Source organism: Pantoea sp. PA1 (genome assembly GCF_056856975.1).
This window is the reverse complement of sequence record NZ_JBXGEE010000001.1, coordinates 84,837-111,025: the sequence shown is the minus strand read 5'-3', so window position 1 is coordinate 111,025 and position 26,189 is coordinate 84,837. Positions and strand designations below refer to the sequence as shown.

General features: G+C 60.4%; 22 protein-coding genes. 8 read left to right on the top strand and 14 right to left on the bottom strand.

The window, feature by feature from the left end; all coding sequences use genetic code 11:
- Positions 1 to 42 precede the first annotated feature (42 nt).
- The 3 genes from AC1V0D_RS00555 (at position 43) to AC1V0D_RS00545 (ending at position 2,901) form a co-directional block, all read left to right on the top strand.
- A complete protein-coding gene (locus AC1V0D_RS00555) occupies positions 43 to 624 on the top strand; it encodes an acyl carrier protein phosphodiesterase (RefSeq protein ID WP_009091765.1) in 582 nt (193 codons plus the stop codon).
- A gap of 207 nt (positions 625 to 831) precedes the next feature.
- Positions 832 to 1,644, top strand: coding sequence for an inositol monophosphatase family protein (locus AC1V0D_RS00550; RefSeq protein WP_482906812.1), 813 nt, complete (start codon positions 832 to 834; stop codon positions 1,642 to 1,644).
- The gene (locus AC1V0D_RS00545; RefSeq protein ID WP_482906811.1) at positions 1,645 to 2,901 is read left to right on the top strand and encodes a histidine-type phosphatase; all 1,257 of its coding nucleotides are present in this window, start codon (positions 1,645 to 1,647) and stop codon (positions 2,899 to 2,901) included.
- A gap of 393 nt (positions 2,902 to 3,294) precedes the next feature.
- On the opposite strand, the gene proY is transcribed toward AC1V0D_RS00545, so the two are convergent.
- The 6 genes from proY to phoB form a co-directional block, all read right to left on the bottom strand.
- Positions 3,295 to 4,647, bottom strand: a complete 1,353-nt coding sequence (proY, locus tag AC1V0D_RS00540) for a proline-specific permease ProY (protein WP_009091770.1) — start codon at positions 4,645 to 4,647, stop codon at positions 3,295 to 3,297.
- A gap of 70 nt (positions 4,648 to 4,717) precedes the next feature.
- Positions 4,718 to 6,037, bottom strand: coding sequence for a branched-chain amino acid transporter carrier protein BrnQ (gene brnQ, locus AC1V0D_RS00535; RefSeq protein WP_009091772.1), 1,320 nt, complete (start codon positions 6,035 to 6,037; stop codon positions 4,718 to 4,720).
- Positions 6,038 to 6,429: 392 nt separating this feature from the next.
- Positions 6,430 to 7,536 (bottom strand): cobalamin-independent methionine synthase II family protein, encoded by a 1,107-nt coding sequence (locus tag AC1V0D_RS00530; protein ID WP_482906810.1) that lies wholly within the window; start codon positions 7,534 to 7,536, stop codon positions 6,430 to 6,432.
- A gap of 164 nt (positions 7,537 to 7,700) precedes the next feature.
- Positions 7,701 to 8,621: a PstS family phosphate ABC transporter substrate-binding protein gene (locus tag AC1V0D_RS00525; RefSeq protein WP_482906809.1), complete on the bottom strand. Its 921-nt coding sequence runs from the start codon at positions 8,619 to 8,621 to the stop codon at positions 7,701 to 7,703.
- Positions 8,622 to 8,640: 19 nt separating this feature from the next.
- Positions 8,641 to 9,954 carry a phosphate regulon sensor histidine kinase PhoR gene (gene phoR / locus AC1V0D_RS00520; RefSeq protein ID WP_482906808.1) on the bottom strand — a complete coding sequence of 438 codons (1,314 nt, stop codon included), beginning with the start codon at positions 9,952 to 9,954 and terminating at the stop codon, positions 8,641 to 8,643.
- 14 nt (positions 9,955 to 9,968) lie between these two features.
- Positions 9,969 to 10,658, bottom strand: coding sequence for a phosphate response regulator transcription factor PhoB (gene phoB / locus AC1V0D_RS00515; RefSeq protein WP_009091780.1), 690 nt, complete (start codon positions 10,656 to 10,658; stop codon positions 9,969 to 9,971).
- Between the two features lie 197 nt (positions 10,659 to 10,855).
- Between phoB and sbcD the strand changes: the two genes are divergently transcribed.
- Entirely contained in the window at positions 10,856 to 12,052 is a 1,197-nt protein-coding gene (gene sbcD, locus AC1V0D_RS00510; RefSeq protein WP_482906807.1) for an exonuclease subunit SbcD, read from the top strand.
- Complete coding sequence (locus AC1V0D_RS00505) at positions 12,049 to 15,723, top strand: SbcC/MukB-like Walker B domain-containing protein (protein ID WP_482906806.1); 3,675 nt, start codon at positions 12,049 to 12,051, stop codon at positions 15,721 to 15,723. Before sbcD ends, AC1V0D_RS00505 begins: the two co-directional genes overlap by 4 nt.
- Here AC1V0D_RS00505 and AC1V0D_RS00500 read toward each other — a convergent pair.
- Positions 15,688 to 15,885 (bottom strand): GNA1162 family protein, encoded by a 198-nt coding sequence (locus tag AC1V0D_RS00500; RefSeq protein WP_476639997.1) that lies wholly within the window; start codon positions 15,883 to 15,885, stop codon positions 15,688 to 15,690. The genes AC1V0D_RS00505 and AC1V0D_RS00500 overlap by 36 nt on opposite strands.
- Before the next feature lie 147 nt (positions 15,886 to 16,032).
- On the opposite strand from AC1V0D_RS00500, the gene AC1V0D_RS00495 reads away from it, so the two are divergent.
- Positions 16,033 to 16,422, top strand: coding sequence for a cell envelope integrity TolA C-terminal domain-containing protein (locus AC1V0D_RS00495; protein ID WP_046101341.1), 390 nt, complete (start codon positions 16,033 to 16,035; stop codon positions 16,420 to 16,422).
- Here AC1V0D_RS00495 and qhpR read toward each other — a convergent pair.
- Together qhpR and AC1V0D_RS00485 are read right to left on the bottom strand one after the other, a co-directional pair.
- Positions 16,419 to 17,486 (bottom strand): AraC-like transcriptional regulator QhpR, encoded by a 1,068-nt coding sequence (gene qhpR / locus AC1V0D_RS00490; RefSeq protein ID WP_482906805.1) that lies wholly within the window; start codon positions 17,484 to 17,486, stop codon positions 16,419 to 16,421. The two genes, AC1V0D_RS00495 and qhpR, sit on opposite strands and share 4 nt — an antisense overlap.
- Positions 17,487 to 17,669: 183 nt before the next feature.
- The gene (locus AC1V0D_RS00485) at positions 17,670 to 18,674 is read right to left on the bottom strand and encodes a phosphotransferase enzyme family protein (protein ID WP_009091791.1); all 1,005 of its coding nucleotides are present in this window, start codon (positions 18,672 to 18,674) and stop codon (positions 17,670 to 17,672) included.
- Between the two features lie 250 nt (positions 18,675 to 18,924).
- Here AC1V0D_RS00485 and eat point away from each other — a divergent pair, with 250 nt between their 5' ends.
- Positions 18,925 to 20,289: an ethanolamine permease gene (gene eat / locus AC1V0D_RS00480; RefSeq protein WP_058956377.1), complete on the top strand. Its 1,365-nt coding sequence runs from the start codon at positions 18,925 to 18,927 to the stop codon at positions 20,287 to 20,289.
- A 111-nt stretch (positions 20,290 to 20,400) separates the two neighbouring features.
- Here eat and mak read toward each other — a convergent pair whose 3' ends face one another.
- Positions 20,401 to 21,312, bottom strand: coding sequence for a fructokinase (gene mak / locus AC1V0D_RS00475; protein ID WP_058956378.1), 912 nt, complete (start codon positions 21,310 to 21,312; stop codon positions 20,401 to 20,403).
- A gap of 146 nt (positions 21,313 to 21,458) precedes the next feature.
- On the opposite strand from mak, the gene rdgC reads away from it, so the two are divergent.
- Entirely contained in the window at positions 21,459 to 22,370 is a 912-nt protein-coding gene (gene rdgC / locus AC1V0D_RS00470; protein WP_009091797.1) for a recombination-associated protein RdgC, read from the top strand.
- Between the two features lie 71 nt (positions 22,371 to 22,441).
- Here rdgC and ppnP read toward each other — a convergent pair whose 3' ends face one another.
- From ppnP to AC1V0D_RS00450, 4 genes are all read right to left on the bottom strand, one after another.
- Positions 22,442 to 22,732: a pyrimidine/purine nucleoside phosphorylase gene (gene ppnP / locus AC1V0D_RS00465; RefSeq protein ID WP_009091800.1), complete on the bottom strand. Its 291-nt coding sequence runs from the start codon at positions 22,730 to 22,732 to the stop codon at positions 22,442 to 22,444.
- 94 nt (positions 22,733 to 22,826) lie between these two features.
- Positions 22,827 to 23,504 carry an AroM family protein gene (locus tag AC1V0D_RS00460; protein ID WP_154928030.1) on the bottom strand — a complete coding sequence of 226 codons (678 nt, stop codon included), beginning with the start codon at positions 23,502 to 23,504 and terminating at the stop codon, positions 22,827 to 22,829.
- A 1-nt stretch (position 23,505) separates the two neighbouring features.
- Positions 23,506 to 24,438 carry a DUF1177 domain-containing protein gene (locus tag AC1V0D_RS00455; RefSeq protein WP_482906804.1) on the bottom strand — a complete coding sequence of 311 codons (933 nt, stop codon included), beginning with the start codon at positions 24,436 to 24,438 and terminating at the stop codon, positions 23,506 to 23,508.
- Between the two features lie 11 nt (positions 24,439 to 24,449).
- Positions 24,450 to 26,009: an OPT/YSL family transporter gene (locus AC1V0D_RS00450; RefSeq protein WP_482906803.1), complete on the bottom strand. Its 1,560-nt coding sequence runs from the start codon at positions 26,007 to 26,009 to the stop codon at positions 24,450 to 24,452.
- Positions 26,010 to 26,189 lie beyond the last annotated feature (180 nt).

Below are 26,189 nucleotides of genomic sequence, written 5' to 3'. Positions count from 1 at the left end.
GAACAGCTGGCTGCGCAAAGGCAGTTCAGCCTATAATGCGGCATGAACTTTCTTGCTCATCTCCATCTGGCTCAGCTGGCCGACAGCTCCCTGCTCGGCAATCTAATGGCTGACTTTGTGCGGGGTAACCCGCACCAGCACTGGTCTGCGCCTGTCGCAGACGGCATCCTCATGCACCGGCGTCTTGACGTCATGACCGACACGCTGCCGGAAGTGCGCAGCGCCCGTCAGCTGTTCCGTGCTGAAACCTATCGCGTGGCCCCGATTACGCTGGACGTCATCTGGGACCATTTTCTGGCCCGTCACTGGCAGCAGTTCATGCCCGGCCAGACGCTGGCGCAGTTTTCTGCCGCCGCCGAGCGCGAAATCGTGCCGCACCTCGCGGAGACGCCGGTCGATTTTCAGGAACTTAACGCGGTGATGTGGCGCGAGCGCTGGTTTGAGCATTATGCCCAGCCCGCGCGGCTGGAGCGGGTCCTCCATGGCATGGCCAGCCGCCGTCCGCGTCTGGCGGCACTGCGCGACTCCTACCAGGATTTCACTGAACACTACGAACAGCTGGAAGCGCTGTTTTTTGTTTTTTATCCGCGTTTAATGGCGCTGGCGACCAGCCGCACCCTGTAAAACCCGATCCTCTGCTGCCGCACCGGGAAGATGCGGGCGCCTGCCCGCTGAAAAAGCCCGTCGTCCGCCCCTGCGCCATCTTGCCATTGCCCGCTAACTGCGGCTTAATGAAGCCTTTCTTAACAATAGTTACGTTAACAGCACAGCCAGACCGCCTGTTCAGGCGCGCCTTCCGTTCGTTATGGCACAAAATCATAAGAGGAAAAGATGTCATCCGCTTCGCAATCTGAAATTGACGCGCGTTACCGTTACGCCTGCGACATCGCCCGTGCGGCGGGCAGCCGGGCCCTGTCATGGTATCAGCAGCGTCAGACACTGGTGGTGGAACACAAAAGGGATTTACAGGATGTGGTGAGCGAGGCTGACCGCAACGTGGAAGCGCTGCTTAAAACATTAATCGCTGAACGTTTTCCTGACGATGCCGTCTACGGCGAAGAGAGCGGTGGCGAGGTTCAGGGCGCCCCCTTTGTCTGGGTCATCGATCCCATCGACGGCACCGCCTGCTTCGTCAACGGCCTGCCTAACTGGTGCGTGTCGCTGGCGGTGGTCTTCGAGGGCGAACCGGTGATCGGCGTGATCTGCGACCCCAATCATCAGGAGCTGTTTCATGCCCGCAAAAACCACGGGGCGTGGCTTAACGAAAGCCGCCTGCAGGTCCATGCGGCAGAGCGGCTTGACGAAGGGCTGCTGGGTATCAGCAACTCCAGCCGCACCGGCGGCGAAAGCGTCTCGCGCCTCATCACCGGCCTGATTGAGCAGGGTGGCATGTTTATTCGGGTAGGGTCCGGCGCGCTGACCAGCGCCTGGGCTGCTGCTGGACGCCTGATAGGCTATTACGAAGCGCACATGCATCCCTGGGATAGTCTGCCGGGCATTGTCCTGATGCGCGAAGCGGGCGGCGTCACCAACGACTACCTGCGTAACGACGGGCTGAAAAACGGTAATCCGGTTCTGCTGGCCAATGCGGCCCTCTATCCACAGATTAAAGCGCTGACGGGTAATCCCGCTCTGGATGAGTAGATGATCCGGTTACGGCTGCGTCGGTGCGCGCTTATTCTCGCCGCTCTCTGTCTGCTGAGCACGACGTCACAGGCGGCTGAGTATCAGCTGGAGAAGGTGGTCGAGCTGAGCCGCCACGGCGTGCGGCCACCGACGCCGGGAAACCGCAAAGAGATTGAGGCGGCCAGTGAGCAATCCTGGACGGTGTGGACCACCGCCGATGGGGAGCTGACCGGACATGGCTACAGCGCGGTCGTGAATAAGGGGCGCTGGCAGGGCGATCACTATCGCCAGCTCGGCCTGCTGGCGGCGGGCTGCCCCGATGCGGCGCAGGTCTATGTGCGGGCCAGTCCGTTGCAGCGCACCCGCGCCACCGCGGCGGCACTGACTGACGGCGCCTTTCCCGGCTGCGGCGTGCCGGTGCATCACGTCGCGGGCGAGGTCGATCCCCTGTTTCAGAGCGACAAACTGCCGCTCACCCACATCGATCCCGCCCGGGCGCTGGCGGCTAAGCAGCAGAAGGCAGGCGATCTGGCACAGTGGCAAAAGCAGCTGCAACCGGCAATTCAGCAGCTCAGAGCGGCGGTCTGCCCGCCTGCGTCCCGCTGCACGTTCTTCGATCGCCCCTGGCAGTTCAGACAGACCCGCAACGGCGGCAGTTACGTTGAGGGGCTGAGCGCGATGGCCAGCATGGTGGAGACGCTGCGCCTGGGCTACAGCGAAAATCTTCCGTCTGATCAGCTCGCCTGGGGACACATCACCTCGGCGGCGCAGATCACCTCGCTGCTGCCACTGCTGACCGCAAACTACGACCTCAGTAACGATATCCTTTATCTGGCCCAGCGCCGTGGCTCGATCCTGCTCAGCACAATGCTGCAGGCGATTGGCTCTGACACGTCGCCGACCCGCTGGTTAATTCTGGTGGCGCACGACACCAATATTGCCATGGTGCGCACGCTGATGGGCTTTGACTGGGCATTGCCAGGCTATTCACGCGGGAATATTCCGCCAGGCGGCAGTCTGGTGCTGGAGCGCTGGCGCGACACGCGAAGCGGGGAACGTTTTTTGCAGATCTACTTTCAGGCGCAAAGCCTGGATGATCTCCGCCGGCTGCAACCGGTTGATGAAAAACACCCGTTATTACATCAGGCGTGGCATCAGCCTGGCTGCAGGGATACCAGTGTGGGCCTGCTCTGCCCTTATCAATCCACGCTGACACAACTGCAGAAAAACATCGACAACAGCGCTACGCTGCCGGTTTCCGTTATATTGCCCTGAGTCTGTGGCTAATCATATTCAGGCCGCAACAAAAACGCGGTCTGAATAATGTTAATCCCTGTTAATTAGCGCTATTCCGCCCTTTTCTTAATTAAATCCGGCTGGCTTTCAGCGCCCCGCGTTTTGTTTTACGATAGCCGCGTCAATCATCCCTTTATACATTTTTTCCTGTAATATTTAGATTCTTTCGGCGACTGGTTTCGCCGTTTTTTATTTCCTTTTATCCTCCCCTTCTCTGGCCATTCAGGCCTGTCTGACGCCGTCTGCCGGGGAATGACTTTTATTCTGCGCTGACAGCGCATCCTTTGAGAAATTAAGGCGGGAGGAAAAGAGAATGAAGGCGGGAGATTGCCGGTTCTGCTCCCCCGTGAATCGGGAGAGCAGAACGGAAGATTAGCGCGGCTTGCGCACCAGCTTATAGCCCAGCAGCAGCAGCACAATCCACACCATACCCACGTAGAGTGAAATGCGGGTATCGGGGAAATAACCAATCAGGCCGATAATAAAGCAGAGGAAGGCGACGCCGACGCCAGCGGTCCAGCTGCCGCCCGGCAAGGCGAACAGCAGCTTACCGGCCGCCTCTTTGCCAATTTTGCGGCGGAACGCGATCTGCGACAGCAGGATCATGATCCAGACCCACACCGTAGCAAAGGTCGCCAGCGAGGCGATCACCAGGAAGACTTTCTCTGGCATCAGGTAATTGAGATAGACCGCGATCAGCATGGCGAACATCATCACCACGACCGTCACCCACGGAATGCCGCGTGCGGAAACCTTCATGAAGACCTTCGGCGCATGGCCCTGCTGCGCCATGCCGTGCAGCATACGGCCCACGCCAAAGACATCGCTGTTAATCGCGGAAAGTGACGCGGTCAGCACCACGAAGTTGAGAATCGAGGCGGCCGCGGCGATCCCCAGATGCTGGAAGGTCAGCACAAACGGGCTGCCCGACGTCCCCACCTGGTTCCACGGGTAGATCGACATAATCACAAACAGCGTGCCGACGTAAAAGACCAGAATGCGCCATGGCACCGAGTTGATCGCGCGCGGAATCGACTTCTCCGGCTCTTTCGCTTCCCCGGCGGTGATGCCGATGATTTCGATGCCGCCGTAGGCAAACATCACCATCTGCAGCGACAGCAGCATGCCGACCACACCGTGAGCGAAGAAGCCGCCGTTGGTCCAGAGGTTGTGGATACCGGTTGGCTGCCCGCCGTTGCCAATCCCCCAGATAATCATGCCGAAACCGGCCAGAATCATCACGATAATGGTGGCGACCTTGAAGAAGGAGAACCAGAACTCCACCTCGCCAAACACCCTGACGCTCATCAGGTTAACCGCCCCGATGATCAGCACCACGCTCAGCACCCAGATCCAGTGCGGCACCTCCGGGAACCAGACGCCCATATAGATGCCAAACGCCGTCACATCGGCAATCGCCACAATCAGGATTTCAAAACAGTAGGTCCAGCCGGTGATGTATCCGGCCATCGGCCCCAGATAGTCCTGGGCGTAACGGGAGAAGGAGCTGGCCTGAGGATTATTGACCGACATCTCACCCAGCGCGCGCATGATGATGTAAGCCACTGCCCCGCCGATGATATAGGCGAGCAGCACGCTCGGCCCGGCCATTTTAATCGCGTCAGCGGAACCGTAAAAGAGCCCGGTGCCAATCGCCGATCCCAGCGCCATAAAGCGGATGTGGCGCGTGCTCAGTCCGCGTTTGAGCTTATTGGTTTCTTGCATAACAACCTGTACCTGTGAAATGAAAAAACCACGGGCAAGCCCGTGGTTAAAGAAAAAACCGTGCTGACTGTTACGAGTGAGCCGTCACCTGTTCAGGCCCTTTCACCCGATCAACCACAGCGGCAATCAACAGCATCACCAGCGACGGCGGCAGCCAGGCGAGACCCTGGTCGGCCAGCGGCAGATGCTGGCTGAAAGCCGGCAGCAAATCTTTAAACCCGGTCGTTTTAATCGCATCGACAATGCCAAACAGCAGGCTTACCAGCATTGCAGGCGCGATAATCCGGCTGCTCTTGTTCCACCAGTTGAGGGTGAAACTCAGCACCACCAGCACGATACAGGGCGGATAGATCGCCGTCAGTACCGGGATGGAGATCTGAATCAGGTGGCTCAGGCCGAGATTCGACACCACCATAGAGAACAGACCCAGAATAAACACCAGCGTTTTATACGATAACGGCAGGTATTGCGCAAAAAATTCCGCACAGGCACAGGTCAGGCCCACCGCGGTCACCATGCAGGCGACGAAGATCAGAGCGGCCAGGAAGAAGCTGCCCATGTTGCCAAAGGTGTGCTGAACATAGGCGTGCAGAATCGCTGCGCCGTTAGCGTTTTGATCCACCAGCGCGCCGCTGCCCGCCCCCAGTTTAAACAGGCAGAGGTAGACCAGCGTCAGGCCCAGACCGGCAATCAGTCCTGCCAGTACGGTATAGCGGGTCAGCAGTGCAGCATTGTCCACGCCACGCGAACGGGCGGCGTTAACAATCACGATGCCAAACACCAGCGCGCCCAGGGTATCCATGGTCAGGTAACCGTTGACGAAACCGCTGGAGAAGGCCGCACGCTGATAATCAGCCGTGGCGGTGATCGTCCCGCCTGCCGGCCACAACAGCGCGGCGACGCCCAGTATGGTCAGCGCAACGATTTTCAGGGGTGCCAGGAAGTGCCCTACCGTGTCGAGCAGCTTGCCGGGATAGAGCGACACGCCAATCACCAGCACAAAGTAGATCAGGCTGTAAATAAACAGCGGCAGCGCGCCTTCACCGGTCAGGGGGGCGATGCCCATCTCAAACGAGACCGTCGCCGTTCGCGGGGTGGCAAACAGCGGCCCGACCGCCAGATAGCAGACGGTGGCCAGCACGATGCCCGCCACCTTGCCGATCGGGCTGCTGAGCGCATCCACGCCACCGCCGACACGGGCCAGCGCGATCACGGTCATCACGGGCAGACCGACAGCGGTAAGCAGAAATCCGATAGCGGCAGTCCAGACGTGTTCGCCAGACTGAATACCCACCATAGGAGGGAAAATGATGTTGCCCGCGCCAACAAACAGGGCGAATGTCATAAAGCCCAGCGCGAGAATGTCCTTCGAAGTTAAACGATGTGTCATACGGCCTGTCACTGATGTTGCGGTGGAAGTTGGGTTTGTGTTGTCCCCCTCGCTGCATATAAGCCGCGACCTGACTGAGTGTCTCAGCGCATTATGCTCGTCGCAGGGAAAAGTGCAGGTGATTTGAGCTGCTTTTATTCTGTTCACAGAGGGATGGATCGACAACGGCGCTAAGTAAAACGTTTATAGCGGAGAAAGGCAATACGGGATCGGAAAACCAGAAGCTTATCCCGCCATTTTTTCAAATGACAGAGGATAGCGTTGATTTTTGGCACAGGCACACAAGATGATGTGCCTGAAAAACAGACAGACGGTGGGAAATATCCGCATAAACGCACCGGCAGATACACAAAAGGCGCGTTTTACGCGCCTGTCTGCACAACGTTACAGCCTTACCAGACCTGTTTCGCGATATCGACAACCAGTCGAATCTTCTGCCACTGCTCGGCTTCGCTAAGGCTGTTGCCCTCTTCGGTCGACGCAAAGCCGCACTGCGGACTGAGGCAGATCTGCTCCAGACTCACAAACTGCGCCGCCTCTTCCAGCCGGGATTTCACCTGCGCCGGATCTTCCAGCTCTCCCACTTTCGTGGTGATCAGCCCCAGCACCACCTGCTGATGACCGGGCTTGATAAAGCGCAGAGGCTCGAAGCCGCCGGAACGGGCATTGTCATACTCCAGGAAGAAAGCATCTACGTTGACGCTGCCGAACAGGATCTCAGCGACCGGTCCGTAACCCCCCTCTGAGATCCAGGTTGAGCGGAAATTACCGCGACAGACATGCAGACCCACGGTCAGATCGGCCGGTTTATCCTCCAGCGCTTTGTTCAGCACCCGGGCATAGGTCTGCGCCAGCTGCGCCGGATCGTCACCACGCGCCCGGATATCCCGCTTCTGATCTTCCGAGCAGAGGTAAGCCCAGACGGTGTCATCCAGCTGCAGATAGCGACAGCCCGCCGCGTAAAACGCCTGAATCGCCTGTTTGTAAGTCTGCGCCAGATCGTCGAAATAGTCCGCCAGATCGGGATAGACCTCCGCGTCGATCACTTTGCGACCGCCACGGAAGTGCAGCACGCTGGGGCTGGGAATGGTCATCTTCGGCACCGCATCCCCGGCAATGCTCTGCAGGAAGCGGAAATGGTCCAGCATCGGGTGATCGGCCGGAAAGCCGAGCTTGCTCACCACTTTCACACCGTGCGCTTTGGTCTGCACGCCATTGAACTGAATGCCCTGCTCCGCTTCATAGCTCTCGACGCCGTCCAGGCCGTAGAAGAAATCGAAGTGCCACCAGCCGCGACGAAACTCACCGTCAGTCACGACTTTCAGGCCGTTCTCACGCTGCTTAGCCACCACATCGCGGATGGCCGCATCTTCCACCTGACGCAGCGCTGCCGCATCAATCTCGCCGGCTGAAAACTGTTCGCGCGCCTGTTTAATCGCGGCGGGACGGAGGAAGCTGCCAACGGTATCGGCACGGAACGGGGCGGTTTCTCTTTGCATGATCACTCCTGTCTCTCCTGCCAATCATTGCGGCAGGAAATAATTGCACTCTGATATAAATAGCCATCTGGATGGCTATATGTCTGAATGCAGAGTGACATGAGTGGCCTCAGTCTGCAACTGAAGAAAATTCAGCGATGATGAAAAAAATTCAACTTAGAGGATTACTGCAGGGCTGCACGCGCCTGCGCCATCTGCGCGTCAGAGAGCGGCAGGTAGCCCGCCTCACTGACCCGACGCTGTCCCTGCGCGGAAAGCACCTGCTGCAGAAACGCGGCCACCAGCGGCGGCAGCGGCTTACCGGGCGCTTTATTGACATAGAGATAGAGCGGACGCGCCCAGGGATAGCGGCCACTGCGGATAGCTTCCGCATCCGGGGCAATCGCCTGCCCCTGATCGTTCTTCACCGCCAGCATTTTGACGCCGCTGAGATGAAAGCCAAAACTGGCATAGCCAATACTGCGCGGGTTCCCGGCTACCGCCTGCACCACCGCAGCCGAGCCGGGAAACTCCGCCACGTCGCGGCGAAAATCGCCCTTGCAGAGCGCCTGCTGCTTGAAGAAACCCCAGGTGCCGGAGGCGGAGTTGCGGCCATAGCGCTGAATCGGCCGTTTACGCCACTCAGCGCCGGTTAAGCCAAGATCGCCCCAGAACCGCGGCATACTGTGTGCACCGCACAGGCGGGTCACTGAAAAGAGGGCATCAAGCTGCGAGGGCGCAATCTGCTGCAGCGGATTACGCTGGTTGACCACGACGACCAGCGCATCCATGGCCACCGGCACCGCCAGCGGCGGGTAGCCGTAGCGCGCTTCAAACGCCTGGCGTTCATCCGCCTGCATCGGGCGGCTCATCGGGCCGAGTTGCGCCGCCCCCGCCGCCAGCGCGGTCGGGGCCGTAGAGGAGCCGGAGGCCTGCACCTGCACGTTAACGCCCGGAGCCTGACGGCTGAAATCCTCGCTCCAGAGGGTCATCAGATAGCCCAGCGTATCAGACCCGACACTGCTGAGATTGCCGGCGAGCGTGCCGGGCTGAGCCAGCGCCAGACACGGCAGCAGCGTTATAAGGAAGAGAAGAAGCAGGCGCATGGCAGAGTTCCGGCAGCGGTTAATGAACGGCATTCTCCTGCATCACGCTGCTGACAATCAACCTTGCCGGCAGCGTAAAGGTAAAGCAGGTCTCCTTATGCGGCACGCTGGTGATATCGAGCCGCGCGTTGTGGTGGCTCAGGGCATGTTTCACAATCGCCAGCCCCAGCCCGCTGCCACCGGTGGCGCGTGAGCGCGCCTTGTCGACCCGGTAGAAGCGCTCGGTCAGCCGCGGGATGTGTTCCGGCGTGATCCCCGGCCCGTTGTCACAGACCCGGAAAATCGCGCCCTGTCTGCCGCGCAGCCAGCTGATATCGATCCGCGTGCCCTCTGGCGTGTGGTTCACCGCGTTGTAAACCAGATTGGAGATGGCGCTGCGCAGCTGTTCATCGTTGCCGAACACTTTCAGATGGGGATCGGTGTGGAAATGGATGTCGTGGCGGCCGCCGCTCAGCGTCGCGGCTTCATGCTGCAGCAGTTTCAGCATCACCGGCACATCGACCTTCTCTTTCAGGTCGATCGCCGGGGCCGCTTCGATGCGCGACAGCGTCAGCAGTTGCTTAACCAGGCTGTCCATGCGGTGCGTCTGCTCCGACATGGTGTGGAGCGCTTTGCTGCGCGAAGGTTCGCTCATCACTGAGTCGTTCATCATCTCCAGATAGCCCTGCAGCACCGTGAGCGGGGTGCGCAGCTCATGACTGACATTGGCAAAGAAGTTGCGGCGCGCCCCTTCCAGCTGATGCATCTGCGTCACATCGCGCGCCACCAGCAGCCACTGCCCTTCACTGTAGGGCATGACGCGAAATTCCATGTGCAGTTTATTGTTCAGCACCAGCGTCAGGGGTTTATCAAAATCGCGCTGGCGAAGATAGCGGGAGAATTCGGGGTAACGCAGCAGGTTGAGGATATTCTGGCCATTGTCTTCCGGCCAGCGCAGGCCAAGGTGCTGCTGCGCCAGTCCGTTGCACCAGAAAATGGTGCCCTCTTCGGTGGTGAGGATCACTGCATCCGGCAGCGATTCGGCACCGCTGCGGAAACGCTTGATCAGATTGCCCAGTTCGCGCCGCCGCCGCCGGTTGCGCAGCTGCATCTGGTAAAGCCCATAGAAGAGCGGCTCCCAGCTGGCACGCCCGGCAGGGGGCGTCATGGTGCGGTCGAGCCACAGCCAGTGTGACAGCCGCATCAGATTATGAAAATGCCACAGCAGCACCAGCAGCACGCTCAGCAGCAGCCACCAGGCCAGCCCGCCAAACAGCAGGCCCGGCAGCAGCGCGGGCAGACAGGCCAGCAGCAGTTCTGTCAGTAATCTCTTCCAGGAGAGGCGTTCCAGCACGGTAAAGGCTCCGTTCAGTAGCGGGCAGAGAAACGATACCCTGTTCCGCGAACGGTTTGTACCATGCGATCGTGGCCGGAGATCTCCAGCGCTTTACGTAAACGGCGGATGTGAACATCAACGGTGCGATCTTCTACATACACATTGGTGCCCCAGACGTGGTTCAGCAGCTGTTCGCGGCTGTAAACGCGCTCCGGGTGCGTCATAAAGAAGTGCAGCAGCTTATATTCGGTCGGGCCCATCTCCAGCGGCGTGGTTTCGGACATCACGCGATGCGACGAGGGGTCCAGACTCAGCCCCTGCATCTCGATCACCTCTTCCACCGCCATTGGTGAAATACGGCGCATCACCGCTTTAATGCGCGCCATCAGCTCTTTGGGGGAAAAAGGCTTGGTAATGTAGTCATCCGCGCCCACTTCCAGCCCGCGCACCCGATCTTCCTCTTCGCCACGGGCGGTCAGCATCATGACCGGAATGTCGCGCGTCATCGCCTCACGCTTCAGGTGTTTGATAAACTGAATGCCGCTGCCGCCCGGTAACATCCAGTCCAGCAGAATCAGATCGGGCCAGGGTTCGATCAGCCTGGCCACGGCGCTGTCATAATCTTCCGCCTCGATTGGCTGATAGTCGTTCTGCTCCAGAACAAAACACAACATTTCACGGATGGGGGCTTCATCCTCCACAACCAAAATGCGCTTAGCCATTATTTCTCCTGCTGATTATGACGGCTGTCACTGAGATTCGCGGCGCCATTATGCGTCAGATTTGTGACACTTTTATGAAAAACATAACCTGCCTGTAACCACATAGGTAATCAATTATGACAGTGCAGCGACTCTTTTTTGCTTTGGCCGCAGAGCCAGTATAATCGCCGGGCGAATCACAACGGCAGGGACTCATCATGCGCATTATTCACACTGCGGACTGGCATCTGGGGCAGTTCTTCTACAACAAAAGCCGGGCGGCCGAACATCAGGCGTTTCTCGACTGGCTGTTGATCCAGATTGAACAGCATCAGGTGGATGCGCTGATTATCGCGGGCGATCTGTTTGATACCGGCACGCCGCCCAGCTACGCGCGCGAAATGTTCAACCGTTTTGTGGTGGCGCTGCAGCCCAGCGGCTGTCAGCTGATAGTGCTGGCGGGCAACCACGACTCCGTGGCGACGCTGAATGAGTCGCGCGAGCTGCTCGCCTGTCTCAATACCCGGGTGATCGCCACCCCACAGGACGATGATGTGCTGCTGCTCAACACCCGTCAGGGTGAACCGGGGGCGCTGCTTTGTGCGATTCCCTACCTGCGGCCGCGCGACATCCTGCGCAGCCGGGCGGGTCAGTCGGGACGCGACAAGCAGACCTCGCTGCTGGAGGCGATCGCTCACCACTATCAGCAGCGTTTCGCCGCAGCACAGGCACTGGGCCATGCGCTGCCGATGATCGCCACCGGCCATCTCACCACCGTCGGCGTCAGCCAGAGCGATTCGGTGCGTGACATCTATATCGGCACGCTGGACGCCTTCCCGGCCAGCGCCTTTCCCGCCGCCGACTACATTGCGCTGGGCCATATTCATCGCGCGCAGCGCGTCGCCGGCAGCGAGCATATCCGCTACAGCGGCTCACCGATCCCACTGAGTTTTGATGAGCTGAGCAGTGAAAAAAGCGTCTTCCTGCTGGAGCTGACGGCCAGCGGCCTGCAGGCGGTCACCCCGCTGGTGGTGCCGCAGACTCAGCCGATGCAGGCGCTGAAAGGATCGCTGGCGCAGATTGCTGAACAGTTAAACACCTTCAGCGGGCAGCAGCCGGAGAAACCGATCTGGCTCGATATCGAAGTCACGACCCAGGAGTACCTCAGCGATCTGCAACGGCAGGTGGAAACGCTGACCGCCACGCTCCCCGTCGAGGTGCTGCTATTGCGCCGCAGCCGTGAACAGCGGCAGCAGAGCCTGGCGCGGCTCGACAATGAAACCCTGAGCGAGCTGAAGGTGGAAGAGGTCTTCGCCCGCCGGCTGGCGCTGGATGAGGGCTTAGAGGCGGAGCAGATCGATCAGATGACCACCCTGTTTCGTCAGACGCTGGCCGCCATGGAAGAGACCCAATGAAGATCCTTACGCTACGTTTTAAAAATCTGAATGCCCTGCGCGGTGAATGGTTTATCGATTTCCGCGCCGAACCTTTTGCCAGCAACGGCCTGTTCGCCATTACCGGTGCCACCGGTGCCGGGAAAACCACCCTGCTGGATGCCATCTGCCTGGCGCTCTACCACCAGACGCCGCGCCTGGGCGCGATCTCCCAGAGCCAGAACCCGCTGATGACCCGCGACTGCGCGGAATGTCTGGCTGAGGTAGAGTTTGAGATTAAGGGTGAAGCCTGGCGCGCCTTCTGGAGTCAGAACCGCGCGCGCGGTGCCGCCGACGGCAAGCTGCAGGCCCCGCGCGTTGAGCTGGCACGCTGCGCCGACAACACCATCGTGGCCGATAAGGTGGGTGACAAGCTGAAGCTGACGGAAACCCTCTCCGGGCTCGATTTTGAACGCTTCACCCGCTCGATGATGCTCTCTCAGGGCCAGTTCGCCGCGTTTCTCAATGCCAGAGCCAGTGAACGCGCCGAACTTCTCGAAGAGCTGACCGGCACCGAAATCTACGGCCTGATCTCAGCCGCCATTTATGAGCGCCACAAAGAGGCGAAAACCCAGCTGGACCTGCTGCGCAGCCAGGCGGGCGCGATGACCCTGCTGGAGAGTGAGGCGCGCGAGGCGCTGCAACAGCAGCTGACCGGGCTGGACCAGGCGGAACAGCAGCTCAGCAGCCGCTATCAGCAGGCGCAACAGCAACAGCAGTGGCAGCAACAGGCACAGCAGCTACAGCGGGAGAGTGAGCAGGCGGAGGCGGCGTTGCAGCAGGCCAGCGCGGCCTTACAGGCCGCTGAGCCCGATCGCCAGCGGCTGGCACGCAGCGAACCGGCTGAAAAACTGCGGGGCGCGCTGCAGCAGCGCGACGCCCTGCGTACCGAGCAGCAGCAGGTCTCGCATCGCTGTCAGCAGCTCACGGATCAGCAGCAGCAGGCGCAGAGCCAGCATCAGCAGCATCAGCAGCGCTATGCGGCCACTCAGCTTGCCCGCCAGCAGGCACAGCAGGAACAGCAGCAGCAGGAGACCCTGCTGACGGAACAGGTGTTGCCGCTGGATCAGCGCATCAGCGCCCTGCAGCAGCACAATGAGGAGCAGCAGCAGGAAAACGCCCGTCAGCAACAGCATCTTGATCAGACTCAGGCAACCCTGGCGGAGCAGACCCGTCAGATGACCCGCCTGAAGCAGGCGATGGCTGAACAGCATCAGTTACGTGAGCAGTTGACCGATCTGGCGCACTGGGGTGCTTCGCTGCCGCTGTGGCAGGAAAACTTTGCCCTGCTGGCACAGCGTGAAGCGACGCTGGCGGGACTGACGCAACAGCGCAATCAGCAGCAGCAGCAGATCGCCACGCAGCAGGCGGAACAGCAGCAGCAGGCCCGACAGGCACTGCCGCGCCAGCAGGCGGAGCAACAGGCCCGCCAGGCGCTGTCGCAGGCGGAGCAAGCACTAACTTCGCTTCAGGAGCAGCATCCGCCTGCTGCAGTGCGTCAGGCGTTAAGCCAGTTGCAGAGCAGCCGTCCGGCGCGTCAGCAACTGCTGCTGCTCTCAACGCAGTGGCAGCCGCTGCACCAGCAGCTGGACCAGCGCCAGCAAAGGCTACACGCGCTGGAAAAAGCGCATCAGCAGAGCCAAGCGGAATTGCAGACGCTGCGTGAGACGTGGAAACGCGAAAAACAGCAGCTGGACGATGTGGAAAAAATCTGCGCGCTGGAGCAGCAGATTGTCGATCTCAGCGACTACCGCGCCCGGCTCACCGCCGATCAGCCCTGTCCGCTGTGCGGCTCCTGCACCCATCCCGCCGTCGGGGCCTACAGCACACTGGAAGTCAGTGCTAACCAGCAGCGCCGGGCTGCGCTGCAACAACAAACCGAGGCACTGCGCGAAGCGGGCACGGCAAAAAACGAACAGCTGAAGCAGTCTGCGGTACAGCAGCAGACGCTGCGCGAGGAAATCGCCGGGATGCAGCAACAGCTTGAGCAGCTTGAGCAGCAATGGCAGGTTCTGAGCGGTGAGCTGGCACTTACTTTCCCGCTTGCCGATCGCGAGGCCTTAGCCACGTGGCAGCAGCAGCAAAGCGACCGTGAAAGTCAGCTTGAGCAGCAGCGACAGGCTCAGGAAGCCGCAAGCCAGGCCCTTCAGGCTGCGAAAGATCACCATCTTCAGCAGCTACAGGCCTGGCAGCAGCAGCAGCAGGCCGAACAGCTGGCGCAGCAGTCGCTGACCAGCCTGCTACAGGCGCTGGATGTGCTGCAACAGCGTCAGCAGCAGGAACAGCAGGCCTGGGAGCAGTTGCAGAGCCGTCTGGAGCAGCAGTTCAGCGCACACCATCTTGCCCTGCCCGCTGCCGCCGATCGCGCTGCGTGGCTGGCGGAGCAACAGCGGCGCTGGCAGCGCTGGCAGGAGAGTGAGCAGTTGCTCGCTAACCTGCAGCCACAGCTGTTGAAAGGGGAAACCCAGCTCACTGCCCTGCAGCAGCAGGCTGAACAGGAACAGCAGCAGCTCACGACTCGTCAGCAGCAGCAGCAGCAGAGCCAGGCGCAGCTCAGCGAAATGCGTCAGCAGCGTCTGGCGCTGTTTGGCGATCGCGAGGTCACCCTCGCCCGTCAGCAGCTGCAGGCCCGCGTTCAGCACGCTGATGAACAGCTGGCACAGCAACTCACCGCGCTGCAACAGGCGCAGTCCGAGGTCAGTCGCCTGCAGGGTGAGCTGGCGGGGCTGGAAAATCAGCGTCAGACCCTCAGCAGCAAACTGGCAGAGGCGGAAAGCACACTGCAGCAGGCACTGGCGCGCGCCGGATTTGCCGATGAAGCCAGCCTGCGCGCGGCGCTGCTGGATGAGCAGACTGCGCTGCAACTGCGCCAGCAGCTGCAGCAGCTCGATCAGCAGTACCAGCAGCAGCAGGCGCGACGGGCGGATCTGCGTCAGCGGCTCAGCACCCATCAGCAGGCAAAGCCCGACGCGATGCCGGAATCTGCCGAGGCGCTGGCGCAGCAGCTGGAGCAGTTACGACTGGCGCTGCGCGACAACGCCAGCCAGCAGGGTCAGATTCAGCAGCAGCTGCACAGCGACGCGAGCCTGCGTGCCCGGCAGCAGAGTCTGATGACACAGATAGAACAGGATGGGGTGGCGCTGGCGCAGTGGAGCCTGCTCAACGACCTGATCGGCTCCGCCAGCGGCGATAAATTCCGGCGTTTCGCCCAGGGGCTGACGCTGGATCATCTGGTCGCGCTCGCTAACCGTCAGCTTGACCGGCTGCATGGCCGCTATCTGCTGCAGCGGCGGGCGCAGGATCAGCTGGAGCTGGATGTGGTTGACACCTGGCAGGCTGATGCCGCACGCGATACCCGCACCCTGTCGGGCGGGGAGAGCTTCCTGGTCAGTCTGGCGCTGGCCCTGGCGTTATCCGATCTGGTGAGCCACAAAACGCGCATCGAATCGCTGTTTCTGGATGAGGGATTCGGCACGCTGGATGCCCAGACGCTCGACACCGCGCTGGATGCCCTGGATGCGCTCAACGCCAGCGGCAAAACCATCGGGGTGATCAGCCACGTCGAGGCGATGAAGGAGCGCATCCCGGTGCAGATTAAAGTGCGCAAGATGAATGGATTAGGTTACAGCCAGCTGGAGCTGCCCCAGGGATAACGGGCACCTCAGCCGGGAGGTTAAGCGATGCGTGGCGCTGACATCCGGCGAGCCGTTATCCGCAGGCAGCACCAGAATCGAGGCGGGTTTGCTGGCATGGAAGGCACTGCCCGCCGTCAACCGGGAGAGTGCCGCAAAGGCCTGTTTTTCTGCCTTTCTCATCCAAAACGTGAAAGAGAGATCGTCCGCACCGGGGCGGTAAATTCTGGTTCTGCTGACAGTCGGAGGAATGCCATAGCATTCAGCAGGCCGGTCTGTAGACTGTCGGCAGCAGACAGGAAGATCTTTAAGGGGAGATGGGCCAGTTAAATGAATTTGATTAATGTAATAAGGCGGATATTGCCGGGTGTGATTGTTGCCATCTCGCTCAGCGCCTGCCAGCAACCTGTAATAAAGCAACGGGATAGCGTGGCAAACCTCTGTCAGCCGGAAAAAGATCCTGACAGCAAATCCTGTCACTGGACGCATCAAATGCAGCCGGTGCTGAACCGGGACTTCCGGGATGCAGCCCGTTATGCGGGCCAGCAATGTCTGGTACGGATGGAGTGGCAACGGAGTGGACGTTATGCGGTGACCCAGACCCAGGGTGATGAAGCGCTCTGCCTGCGCGCATGGCAGCTGGTGGCGCAGACCCGCGGCCTTCCGCCACCGCCGGAGCCTGGACAACCTGCGTGGTTCGGCTTTGCGCCGCGCGGTTAGCTGGCCAGCCCCTCCTGACGCCACTGACGCGGACTGATACCGAACCAGCGGCGGAACGCGCGCGAAAAAGCACTGACTTCCGAGTAGCCCAGCAGCAGCGCCATTTCTGAAATCGGCAGCTGCTTCTGTTGCAGGTAGTGTGTCGCCATTTCGCAGCGCACCTGATCCACCAGCGCGGTAAAGCTACTGCCCTCTTCGCGCAGCCGCCGCTGCAGTGACCAGCTCGACAGCCCCAGCTTATCCGCCACCTCTTCCAGCACCGGCTCCCCCTGCATCAGCGACAGATTGACCTGCGAACGCGCCTGCTCAACCATGCTCTGCTGCGACGTGCCACGATTAAGCCGCCGGATCGCATCCTGCATCACCGTCAGCAGGATCGGATCGCTCTCCGGCATGGCGCGCAGCAGATCGCGCTTCGGGATCACCAGTGAATTGAAGGGCTGATCGAACCAGACCGGCGCATCAAAGACTTTGCAGTGATCGTGCCACTGGCCGGGGCGCGGATGTTCAAAGTGCACTTCGCGCGGCGCCCAGTGTTTGCCCGCCACGTGGCGGATCAGATTCATAAACATGCCCAGCGTCAGCTCCGCATCCTGACGGCGCGACAGAATCGCCCCGTGGCGCACCTGATAGTCGAGCCGCCAGCATTCCCCCTTATCCACCAGGCGTGTCAGCGTGTCGTGCTGATGCCAGGGAAACGCGTTGACCACATTGTGCAGCGCCTGTTCCAGCGTGGTGGAACAGAGACCGATGTAGCCAATCAGGCCTAATGACTGCGGTTTAAACTGCCTGCCGTAGTGCAAACCGAAGTTATCAGAATCGGAGTGTCGGGCCGCCTCTTCCAGTACCCGACAGTAGTTAACCAGCCCGAGGCTCAGCGTCGGGCTGGCAAGGCGCTCCGGATCGATGCCGCTGATACCGAAGATGCGGTCCGCGTCGCCGCCCTGAGTATGAATAAAGTCGCTCAGGCCAGTCGCTGCCGCAGCCAGTACGCCGTGATTGCCAGCTTCTGCGGCTGCCGAGCAGGCAGCAAACGCATCGGGCTTGATCAGTGTCGGATTCATGGTCGCCTCTGTGAGTAGAAAGGTGGATCACCCCTGTTACCGACAGCAATTTCCATACCAGTTTCCCGGAGCCAGCCGCAGGCGGCACGGGCGCAACCGCATCCCACATCCCGGCCGCCTCTTCCGCTGCGCCACCCGGCTGTCGGGCACTGTGGCGGCGCAGCGACGCCCGTCGCTGGTGCATCAGACCCCCACCGGCAGTCGCTCCCCCTCCAGATAACGGCGGCAGAGACGCACTGAATGGCTCGCCCACTCGGGTCCCAGACTGCGCGCCATTTCCGTTTCGGCATGCGAACCGACCCACGCGGTGAGCTGAATACGACGCTGAACCAGCAGCGCAGGCAGCATAGCCATCTCCGCATCGCTGATGTGCGCCACCTGCTCATAACCGCGGATCCAGTGATCGATCCACTCCGGGGCGCGCGGATGGTGCTCAACAAAACTGATCGCCGCCGCCAGATCGTGCAGATACCAGCCCAGCCCGCAGTCATCAAAGTCGATCACCCGCGTTTCCCCTTTGTGCAGCAGCAGGTTGGTCAGGCGCAGATCGGCGTGGATCAGGCCGTAACGATCCGATCCCTTCCCGAACTGCGCCATCGCCGCGCCCACCTGCGCAATCGCCTGTTCGACCACGCCGTGATCGGCAGGGTTGAGGTTCGGCGCATCCTGCCAGCGTCCCCAGTGACTCTCCGCGCTGGTCATGGTGTGGTGGTCCCAGATAATGCGCTGAAAGCCCGCTGGCTTTTGCCACTGCTTACTCTGCTGGTGCAGCCGGGCGGTGATCTGCCCCAGCTGCTGAAAGGCGCGGGGATCGACGTCGGTGGTCGGCATCTCGCCCTCGATCCAGTGAAACAGCACCACATAACGCTCGCTGCCATCCGGCAGCCGCAGCGTCAGCACCTGTTCGCCCTCTTTATCCGGCACCGCTTCCGGCACCATGATGCCGGTTTCACGCAGCGCATCGAGCCACTGCAATTCACTGACGATATCCGCTTTCTGATGGTAATCGCCACGATGCAGCCGCAGCGCATAACGCTGCCCGGCCGCCCTGAGCAGAAACGTGGCGTTCTCCGATCGGCACAGCAGGCTGAGCTGACCCTGCAGTGGATCGGGATAACAGGCCAGCGCCTGCTGCGCCATCAGGGTGAGTTGGGAATCAGTCAGGTTGTCATATTGTTTCGCGCTCATCAGTCCGGCTCCTGGTCACTTGCGTCATTTCAGCATGCGTGGCCAGCGTGTGTGCTGCTTGACTTCAGAGGAGACAAAGTTGACCGCAGCGTGCAACTGACCCGGTTGTTGCGTGTGAGTTGACTCTGGAGAACAGAAGTCACTGCGCTGGCGTCAAGTCGTGGCGCGCAAGGCAGCGGCATCATCCTTCTACTGTAGCGTAATGGCGGTGTAACGCCGCATAAGACCAACAACGACGGGGATGGCAGTTATGACAAACAGACTCAAGCCCACGCTGGGCACCCTGCATCTGTGGGGGATTGCGGTTGGCCTGGTGATCTCAGGCGAATATTTTGGCTGGAGTTATGGCTGGGCGGTGGCGGGCACGCTGGGATTCCTGGTCACCACCGCGCTGATCGCCACGCTTTACACCTGTTTTATCTTCAGCTTCACCGAACTGACCACCGCGATCCCCCATGCGGGCGGGCCGTTTGCCTACAGTCGCCGCGCCTTTGGCGAAACCGGCGGGCTGATTGCCGGTCTGGCGACGCTGATTGAGTTTGTCTTTGCGCCACCGGCGATTGCCATGGCGATTGGGGCCTATCTCAACGTGCAGTATCCCGACCTTAACCCGAAAACCGCCGCCGTCGGCGCCTACCTGCTGTTTATGACGCTGAATATCCTCGGCGTAAAACTGGCCGCGATGTTCGAACTGGTGGTGACGGTGCTGGCGGTGATCGAACTGCTGGTGTTTATGGGTGTGGTCTCTCCCGGTTTCAGCCTGGCGAACTTCGCCGCACACGGCTGGGCCGGCAGCGACAGCTTCGGACTGCCCGCCTTCTCCGGTATTTTCGCCGCGATCCCTTTTGCCATCTGGTTTTTCCTCGCGATTGAAGGCGCGGCAATGGCGGCGGAAGAGGCAAAAGATCCCACGCGGACCATTCCCCGCGCCTACATCAGCGGCATTCTGACGCTGGTGGTGCTGGCGATTGGCGTGATGCTGATGGCGGGCGGTGCGGGCGACTGGCGCAAACTGGCTGACATTAACGATCCGCTGCCGCAGGCGATGAAAATGATCGTCGGGGAGCACTCAAACTGGATGCACATGCTGGTCTGGATCGGCCTGTTTGGCCTGATTGCCAGCTTCCACGGCATTATTCTCGGCTACTCACGGCAGTTCTTTGCGCTGGCCCGCGCGGGTTATCTGCCTCCTGCCCTGGCAAAACTGTCGCGTTTTCAGACCCCGCATCGCGCCATCCTTACCGGCGGCGTGCTGGGCATTGCGGCCATCTACAGCGATGGCGTGATCAATCTGCAGGGGATGACACTGACGGCGGCGATGATCACCATGGCGGTGTTTGGTGCCATCGTGATGTACATCATGAGCATGCTCAGCCTCTTCCGGCTGCGCCGCAGCGCGCCAGAGATGGCACGCAGTTTCCGTGCGCCGGGCTATCCGATTGTGCCGGGCATCGCCCTGCTGCTGTCGGTCATCTGTCTGCTGGCCATGCTGTGGTTCAACCCGGTGATTGGCGCGCTGTTTGTCGCCATTATGGTGGTGGGCTATCTCTATTTCCTCGCGACCAAAGCGCAGCGCGGACGCGCTCCGCAGGACAGTATGCTGGTGGGCGAGTAAACCGGCACAACAACGCTGACGGATCAACGGCTCAGCGCCTGGTACTTCAGGGGCTGAGCCGCCGCGGTCCGGCAAGCGCATGACAGAGCCAGCTCTCACCGGCATGCCGCATCAGCTTTGCAGCGGCCAGAGCCACGCCGCACCGCGCACGCCGCTGGAGTCGCCATGCTGCGCTTTCAGCACCGGCGTTTCACACTCGCCGCCAAACACCCACTTCTTCATCAGCAGCGGCACGGTCTGATAGAGGCGATCCACGTTGCTCATCCCGCCGCCCAGCACGATCACATCGGGATCGATCAGATTCACCACCTGTGCCAGCGATTTTGCCAGCCGCAGCTCATAACGGCTCATCGCCAGTTCGGCGATCGGATCCTGCTGCGCCAGCAGCGAGACGATTTCCGCCCCTTTGCGATGCACGCCGCTCAGCCGCTGATAGTCGATACCAAAGCCGGTGCCAGAGACAAACGTCTCAATGCAGCCCTGCTGGCCGCAGTAGCAGGGCACTTCCTGGCGGTAGCGCAGCTCATCCTCATCCATCCAGGGCAGTGGATTGTGCCCCCACTCACCGGCATTGCCGTTGCCGCCAATGCGTGATTCACCGTTGATCGCCACGCCCGCTCCCGAGCCGGTGCCGATGATCACCGCAAACACCAGCGCCTGTCCGGCCCCGGCGCCGTCGATCGCTTCCGACACCGCCAGACAGTTGGCGTCGTTGGCGATACGCACTTCGCGGTTCAGCGCCTGTGCCAGATCTTTATCCAGCGGCTGGCCGTTGAGCCAGGTGGAGTTAGCATTCTTCACCCGCCTGCTGTAAGGCGACAGTGAGCCAGGAATACCGATCCCGACCGTGCCGCTCTGGCCGGTTTTCTCTTCGGCCAGCATCACCAGATCGACAATCGCCTGTACCGTCGCCTGATAGTCATCACGAGGGGTATTTACCCGGTGGCGGAACAGCGCCTGCCCTTCATCCGACAATGCAATCACTTCTGTCTTGGTGCCACCCAGATCGATACCTATGCGCACGGTTTATTCCTCATTATTCGTTCAGATGAGAGATACATTAGAAGCCGCCAGCCGGAAAGGCAATGAAACCACTCCGATGTTTCGCTATCATGCGCGCTGACTCTAGCAGACTTGTGCGCCCGATCGCGCCACGGTAAGGAATCCCGATGTTGTGGTTTAAAAATATGATGGTTTATCGTCTGAATCGTGACATTCCGCTGTCCGCAGATGAGATGGAAAAACAGCTCGACGCCTTCACGTTTTCGCCGTGTGGCAGTCAGGATTTAAGCAAAACCGGCTGGGTCTCGCCGATGGGCAACCGCAGTGATGCGCTGACCCACGAGAACAACGGCCAGATCGTGATTTGCGCCCGTAAAGAAGAGAAAATTCTGCCCGCACCAGTGGTGAAACAGGCGCTGGAAGCCAAAATCGACAAGCTGGAATCTGAGCAGAGCCGCAAGCTGAAGAAGACTGAAAAAGATTCGCTGAAGGATGAAGTGCTGCACAGCCTGCTGCCGCGCGCCTTCAGCCGTTTCAGCCAGACTTACCTCTGGATCGACACGGTTAACAATCTGATTATGGTGGACTGTGCCAGCGCTAAGAAAGCGGAAGATACGCTGGCGTTGCTGCGTAAAAGTCTGGGTTCACTGCCGGTGGTGCCCCTGACGCTGGAAAGCCCGATTGAGCTGACGCTGACCGAATGGGTGCGCTCAGGCGATCTGCCGGCCGGTTTTGCACTGATGGATGAAGCGGAGCTGAAAGCGCTGCTGGAAGATGGCGGCGTCATCCGTTGTAAAAAGCAGGATCTGGTGTGCGATGAGATCGCGAACCACATTGAAGCGGGCAAGCTGGTGACCAAACTGGCGCTCGACTGGCAGGAGCGTATTCAGTTTGTGCTGGCCGATGATGGTTCAGTGAAACGTCTGAAGTTCAGCGACACGCTGCGCGACCAGAACGACGATATCGACCGCGAAGATTTTGCCCAGCGTTTTGATGCTGACTTTATTCTGATGACCAGCGAACTGGCCGCGCTGACCAGCAACCTGGTGGAAGCGCTCGGCGGCGAAGCCCAGCGTTAATCATCGGCAGGCAGCCCCATGCTGACAGGGGGTGTCTGACCATAAAAAAAGGGCCGCTAAGCGGCCCTTTTTTAATCTTTCAGGTAACGGCAGAGATAGGAGCTCGGCTCGCCCACCTGCAGATGAAATTCGCTGTGACCCGGCACGTTAAACACCGAACCCGCTTCAAACCATTTCCACTCCGTCTCACCCGGCAGTAAAACCTTCAGCGAGCCGCTGACCACGGTCATCTCTTCCGGCTGACCGGTACCGAATGTGTATTCACCTTCAGCCATCACGCCCACGCTGGCACGGCCGGTGCTCGCACTGTCAAAACCGATAGATTTAACTTTTCCGTCAAAATACTCACTTACGTTGAGCATAATAGTCTCCAGAGCACATGTTGTGTGTCTGGCAGTGTAGAAGGGAACCCGCTGATCTGTCACGCGAAATCACAGGCGTTTGTGATCGCCTTCGTCAGGGAAGCAGCGCGGCCGCCAGCCGGGCCACCAGCTCATTAGAGAGGAGAACCGGCACGCCCAGCTGCTGCTGTAACGCAGCCCGATGCTGCTGGTGATACCCCATACAGTCCATCACCACCAGCGCCGCCCCCTGCGCTTGCAGCGTGTGCGCTGCACTGATGAAGGTCGCCTGATCGCCCTCATAGGGGCTGGCAACCGCATAACAGGGGGGAACGGGCAGATGCTGCCACTTACCCGCCTGCTCGACAATCTGCTCCGTAACCGGCACCACGATCCCGATCTGCTGCTGCTGCACCATGGCGCCGATCAGCGGCGGGATAATACGGTCCGGCTCCAGCAGAAGCGCCTGTCGGGTGCGAAGCTGGCTGAATTCACCGGTGCAGAGCAGCAGGATGGTCTGATAGCCTGCAAGTTCCAGCGCGCTGATTTTGCGCTGCAATCCCTGCTCCACCTTAGACGCCGCCAGCCGCACCTGTTCGCCGCTTTGCAGCCGTGACACCAGCACCGCATCGCCTGTATCTGGCGCAAACTGCGCCTGGATCTCGGTGCGGCTCAGCCCATCCAGCAGTCCGGCGTGATCGGTCTGCGCATCCGGCAGATGCTGACGCAGCAGCGGCAGAATGTCGCTGCGCGGCGACTGACCGATGGTCAGCGTCACCAGGGAGGCCGTCATCTTAGTGGTTCCGGTGACGCAGATGCGCCAGGCTGCCATAGAGCGCGATCAGCCGCTCATATTCGTCGGCATCGTAGAAGTGACAGGTTTCACGACCAAACTCCTTGGCGACCTCAATGGCAAACTTCGCGGCGGCCGCAATGTCCACTTCATGGCTGGCCCCGGTTCCGCAGCCCGGCACCACCGACTCTGCCGTGATCGCCACGCCCACAACCGGGACATCGGTGGCGGTGGAAGGCTGCAGAATACTGTTGAGATGATAAATCCCGTTACCGTACGGCGTAATATCCTGAGTCGTGATCGGGAAGGTCACCGCCGGACGACCGCTGGTCATCTCCATGATGCGCAGCAGATCCTCCGACACCCGCAGGATGTAGCCCTCTTTTACCGTTGGCGACAGGGCAAAGCCTTTGTGGTTGATGATGCGATTGCCTTTGGTGGTGTCGATCGACAGAATCGCATCCACTCCCGCCACCACCTCATTGTCATTCATCGTGACATCATCAATCGGTGAATCCATAAAATCGACCGGCAGATGCGGCCGCGTGGGCGCATCGGGACAGATATGGGTGGTGATGATCACATCCCCCGTCAGCCTGTCGCCTTTACCCTGCATCTGCGCCAGCTTCAGCGCACAGGCGATCGCCGCGACGGCGCCATCGGCATCGGAGACCATCCCGATCCGGCCAGGGCGGGCACCGATGCCGCCAAGCCGGCCAATAATGCCCAGCGTTGGCGCATGGCCTCCCGCGGCTTTGCCCTGCACGCCCGGGATATCGATGCGCACAAAGTCGGTCCGGCCTTTGGGACCCGTCACCCGGTTGAAACGGGCCGTGATCTCCGGCCAGGGCGCAAACAGATCCACCACCTGCTGCCCGTCGATATGGGCGCTGTCCAGTAATTCAAAAACCGTCAGGGTCTGCTGCAAACTCATCGTTAATCCTTTTATTTCTTGCTGCTGCTGGCAAACAGCGAATGGAAGAAGCTGTAGAGGGCATCACCGGCAATAAACCCTGCCGCCATGACTTCCATAGGCGACCGGCCCCGCTCGCCCCAGACGCGAATAATGACGATGCGCAGAGCAATCCCGACCATCACAGCCCAGCCCGCCATCGCGTTATTGATTAACAGACCGGTGGCCAGCAGCACGCCCAGCTGCCGTTTCGGTCCACCGATCAGCTGAATCATCGCGCCAGGAATTGCCCACAGCAGCAGGTTTCCGGCGATACCCGGCTCCGCGCCCGCCTGAATCGTTTTGGCATAGACCCGCGCCACCGGCGGCAGCAGGTTATCGGTAAAGAACAGGATATGGGCGTACCAGACCAGCGGAATCGACACCACAAAGGCGATCATGGCGGCGATCAGCTGAATGCGCCGTCCCCACAGCTCCTGTTGCAGGTCGGCACCGTTGCCGCGCAGGATAAAGCCCGCCTTCAGGTCATAGCCCATATCGGCGAACGCCGGCCCGGTGGCGGCGGTAAAGCCGCACAGCAGACAGAGTGCCAGCGGCGGAAAGCCGAGCAGAATGCCGATAATCAGCGTAATCAGCGCCACGGCAAAGGCCGGGAACCAGCCGGAGTGCATCGCGGCAATCCCGACAATCAGTTCATGGGCAAAGGCAGCAAAGGCGGCGTAGAGGACAAACAGCAGCAGCATCGCGATGCCCATCTCACTCCACAGGCCGCCCGCCAGTGCCAGCAGCGCCGAAATCACGATGTAGCCCACGCTGCCGAAGCCCAGCGCCCGCTGCACCTCATTGCCGTTGCGGCTCACCCCCTGCGCATCATTTTTGCGACTGCGGATCACCATCATGACCTGAATCAGCGCCACCAGGCCGGCACCGACCATCACGCCATGCGGAATGTAGAGTGCATTGATATCAATACCGGCCACCGGCTGCGCGTAGGCCCGCAGCAGAAAACCGATGCCGAGCATCGACAGCGCCCAGATATTGCCGATAAACGCGGTGCCAAAGGCGGACATCGGGATCTTCAGCATCGCGCCGACAACGCCACCAACAATACCCGCCACCAGCAGCCAGGCCTGGCGCCCCCCTTTATCCCCTGCTTTGATCGCTTCAGCCGCCGCCACGCCCGGAGGCCAGGCATAGCTGGCCGGAAAGACGCGGGTATCAAACAGACGATAGAGCAGCCAGGCATCAAGCAGCATTGCGGCACTGACGCCACAGAAGAGTGGCAGGACCAGCTGCGGCTCTCCCAGCGCCCAGGGCACCGCAATCGGCATCAGCAGGCTGTTGGCTGCCCCGAAGGTGGCTGACGAGATAGCGGTCTGCGCCAGATTCTGGATTTCAATCGAACGATAGCGGCGGAAAGCCTGCAGCGGAATACGCGCCAGCAGCATGGCAAACAGCGCACCAATAATCGACGTGTTAGGCGTTACGCCAAGGGTGGTGATCAGCTGGATTCCAATAATGGCACCCGCGATAGAAAGCAAAATTAAAACCAGTGCCACGCCAGCATGCCTGATCGGATTTACCCGTTCCATATGTCCCCGCCAGTCCTTGTCCAGAAGAAATAGAAGAATGTCTGCCCGCCTGCTGACGGGTTGACGCCGCTTGTCTTTTTTACGGTTCTGATGCGCGCAGGCGCTGACCTCCTGCCAGGAACGTCACCCGTGCACAAACACGCGAGGGGACGCATACAGGCAGCCAGGCTGCTGCGTAAA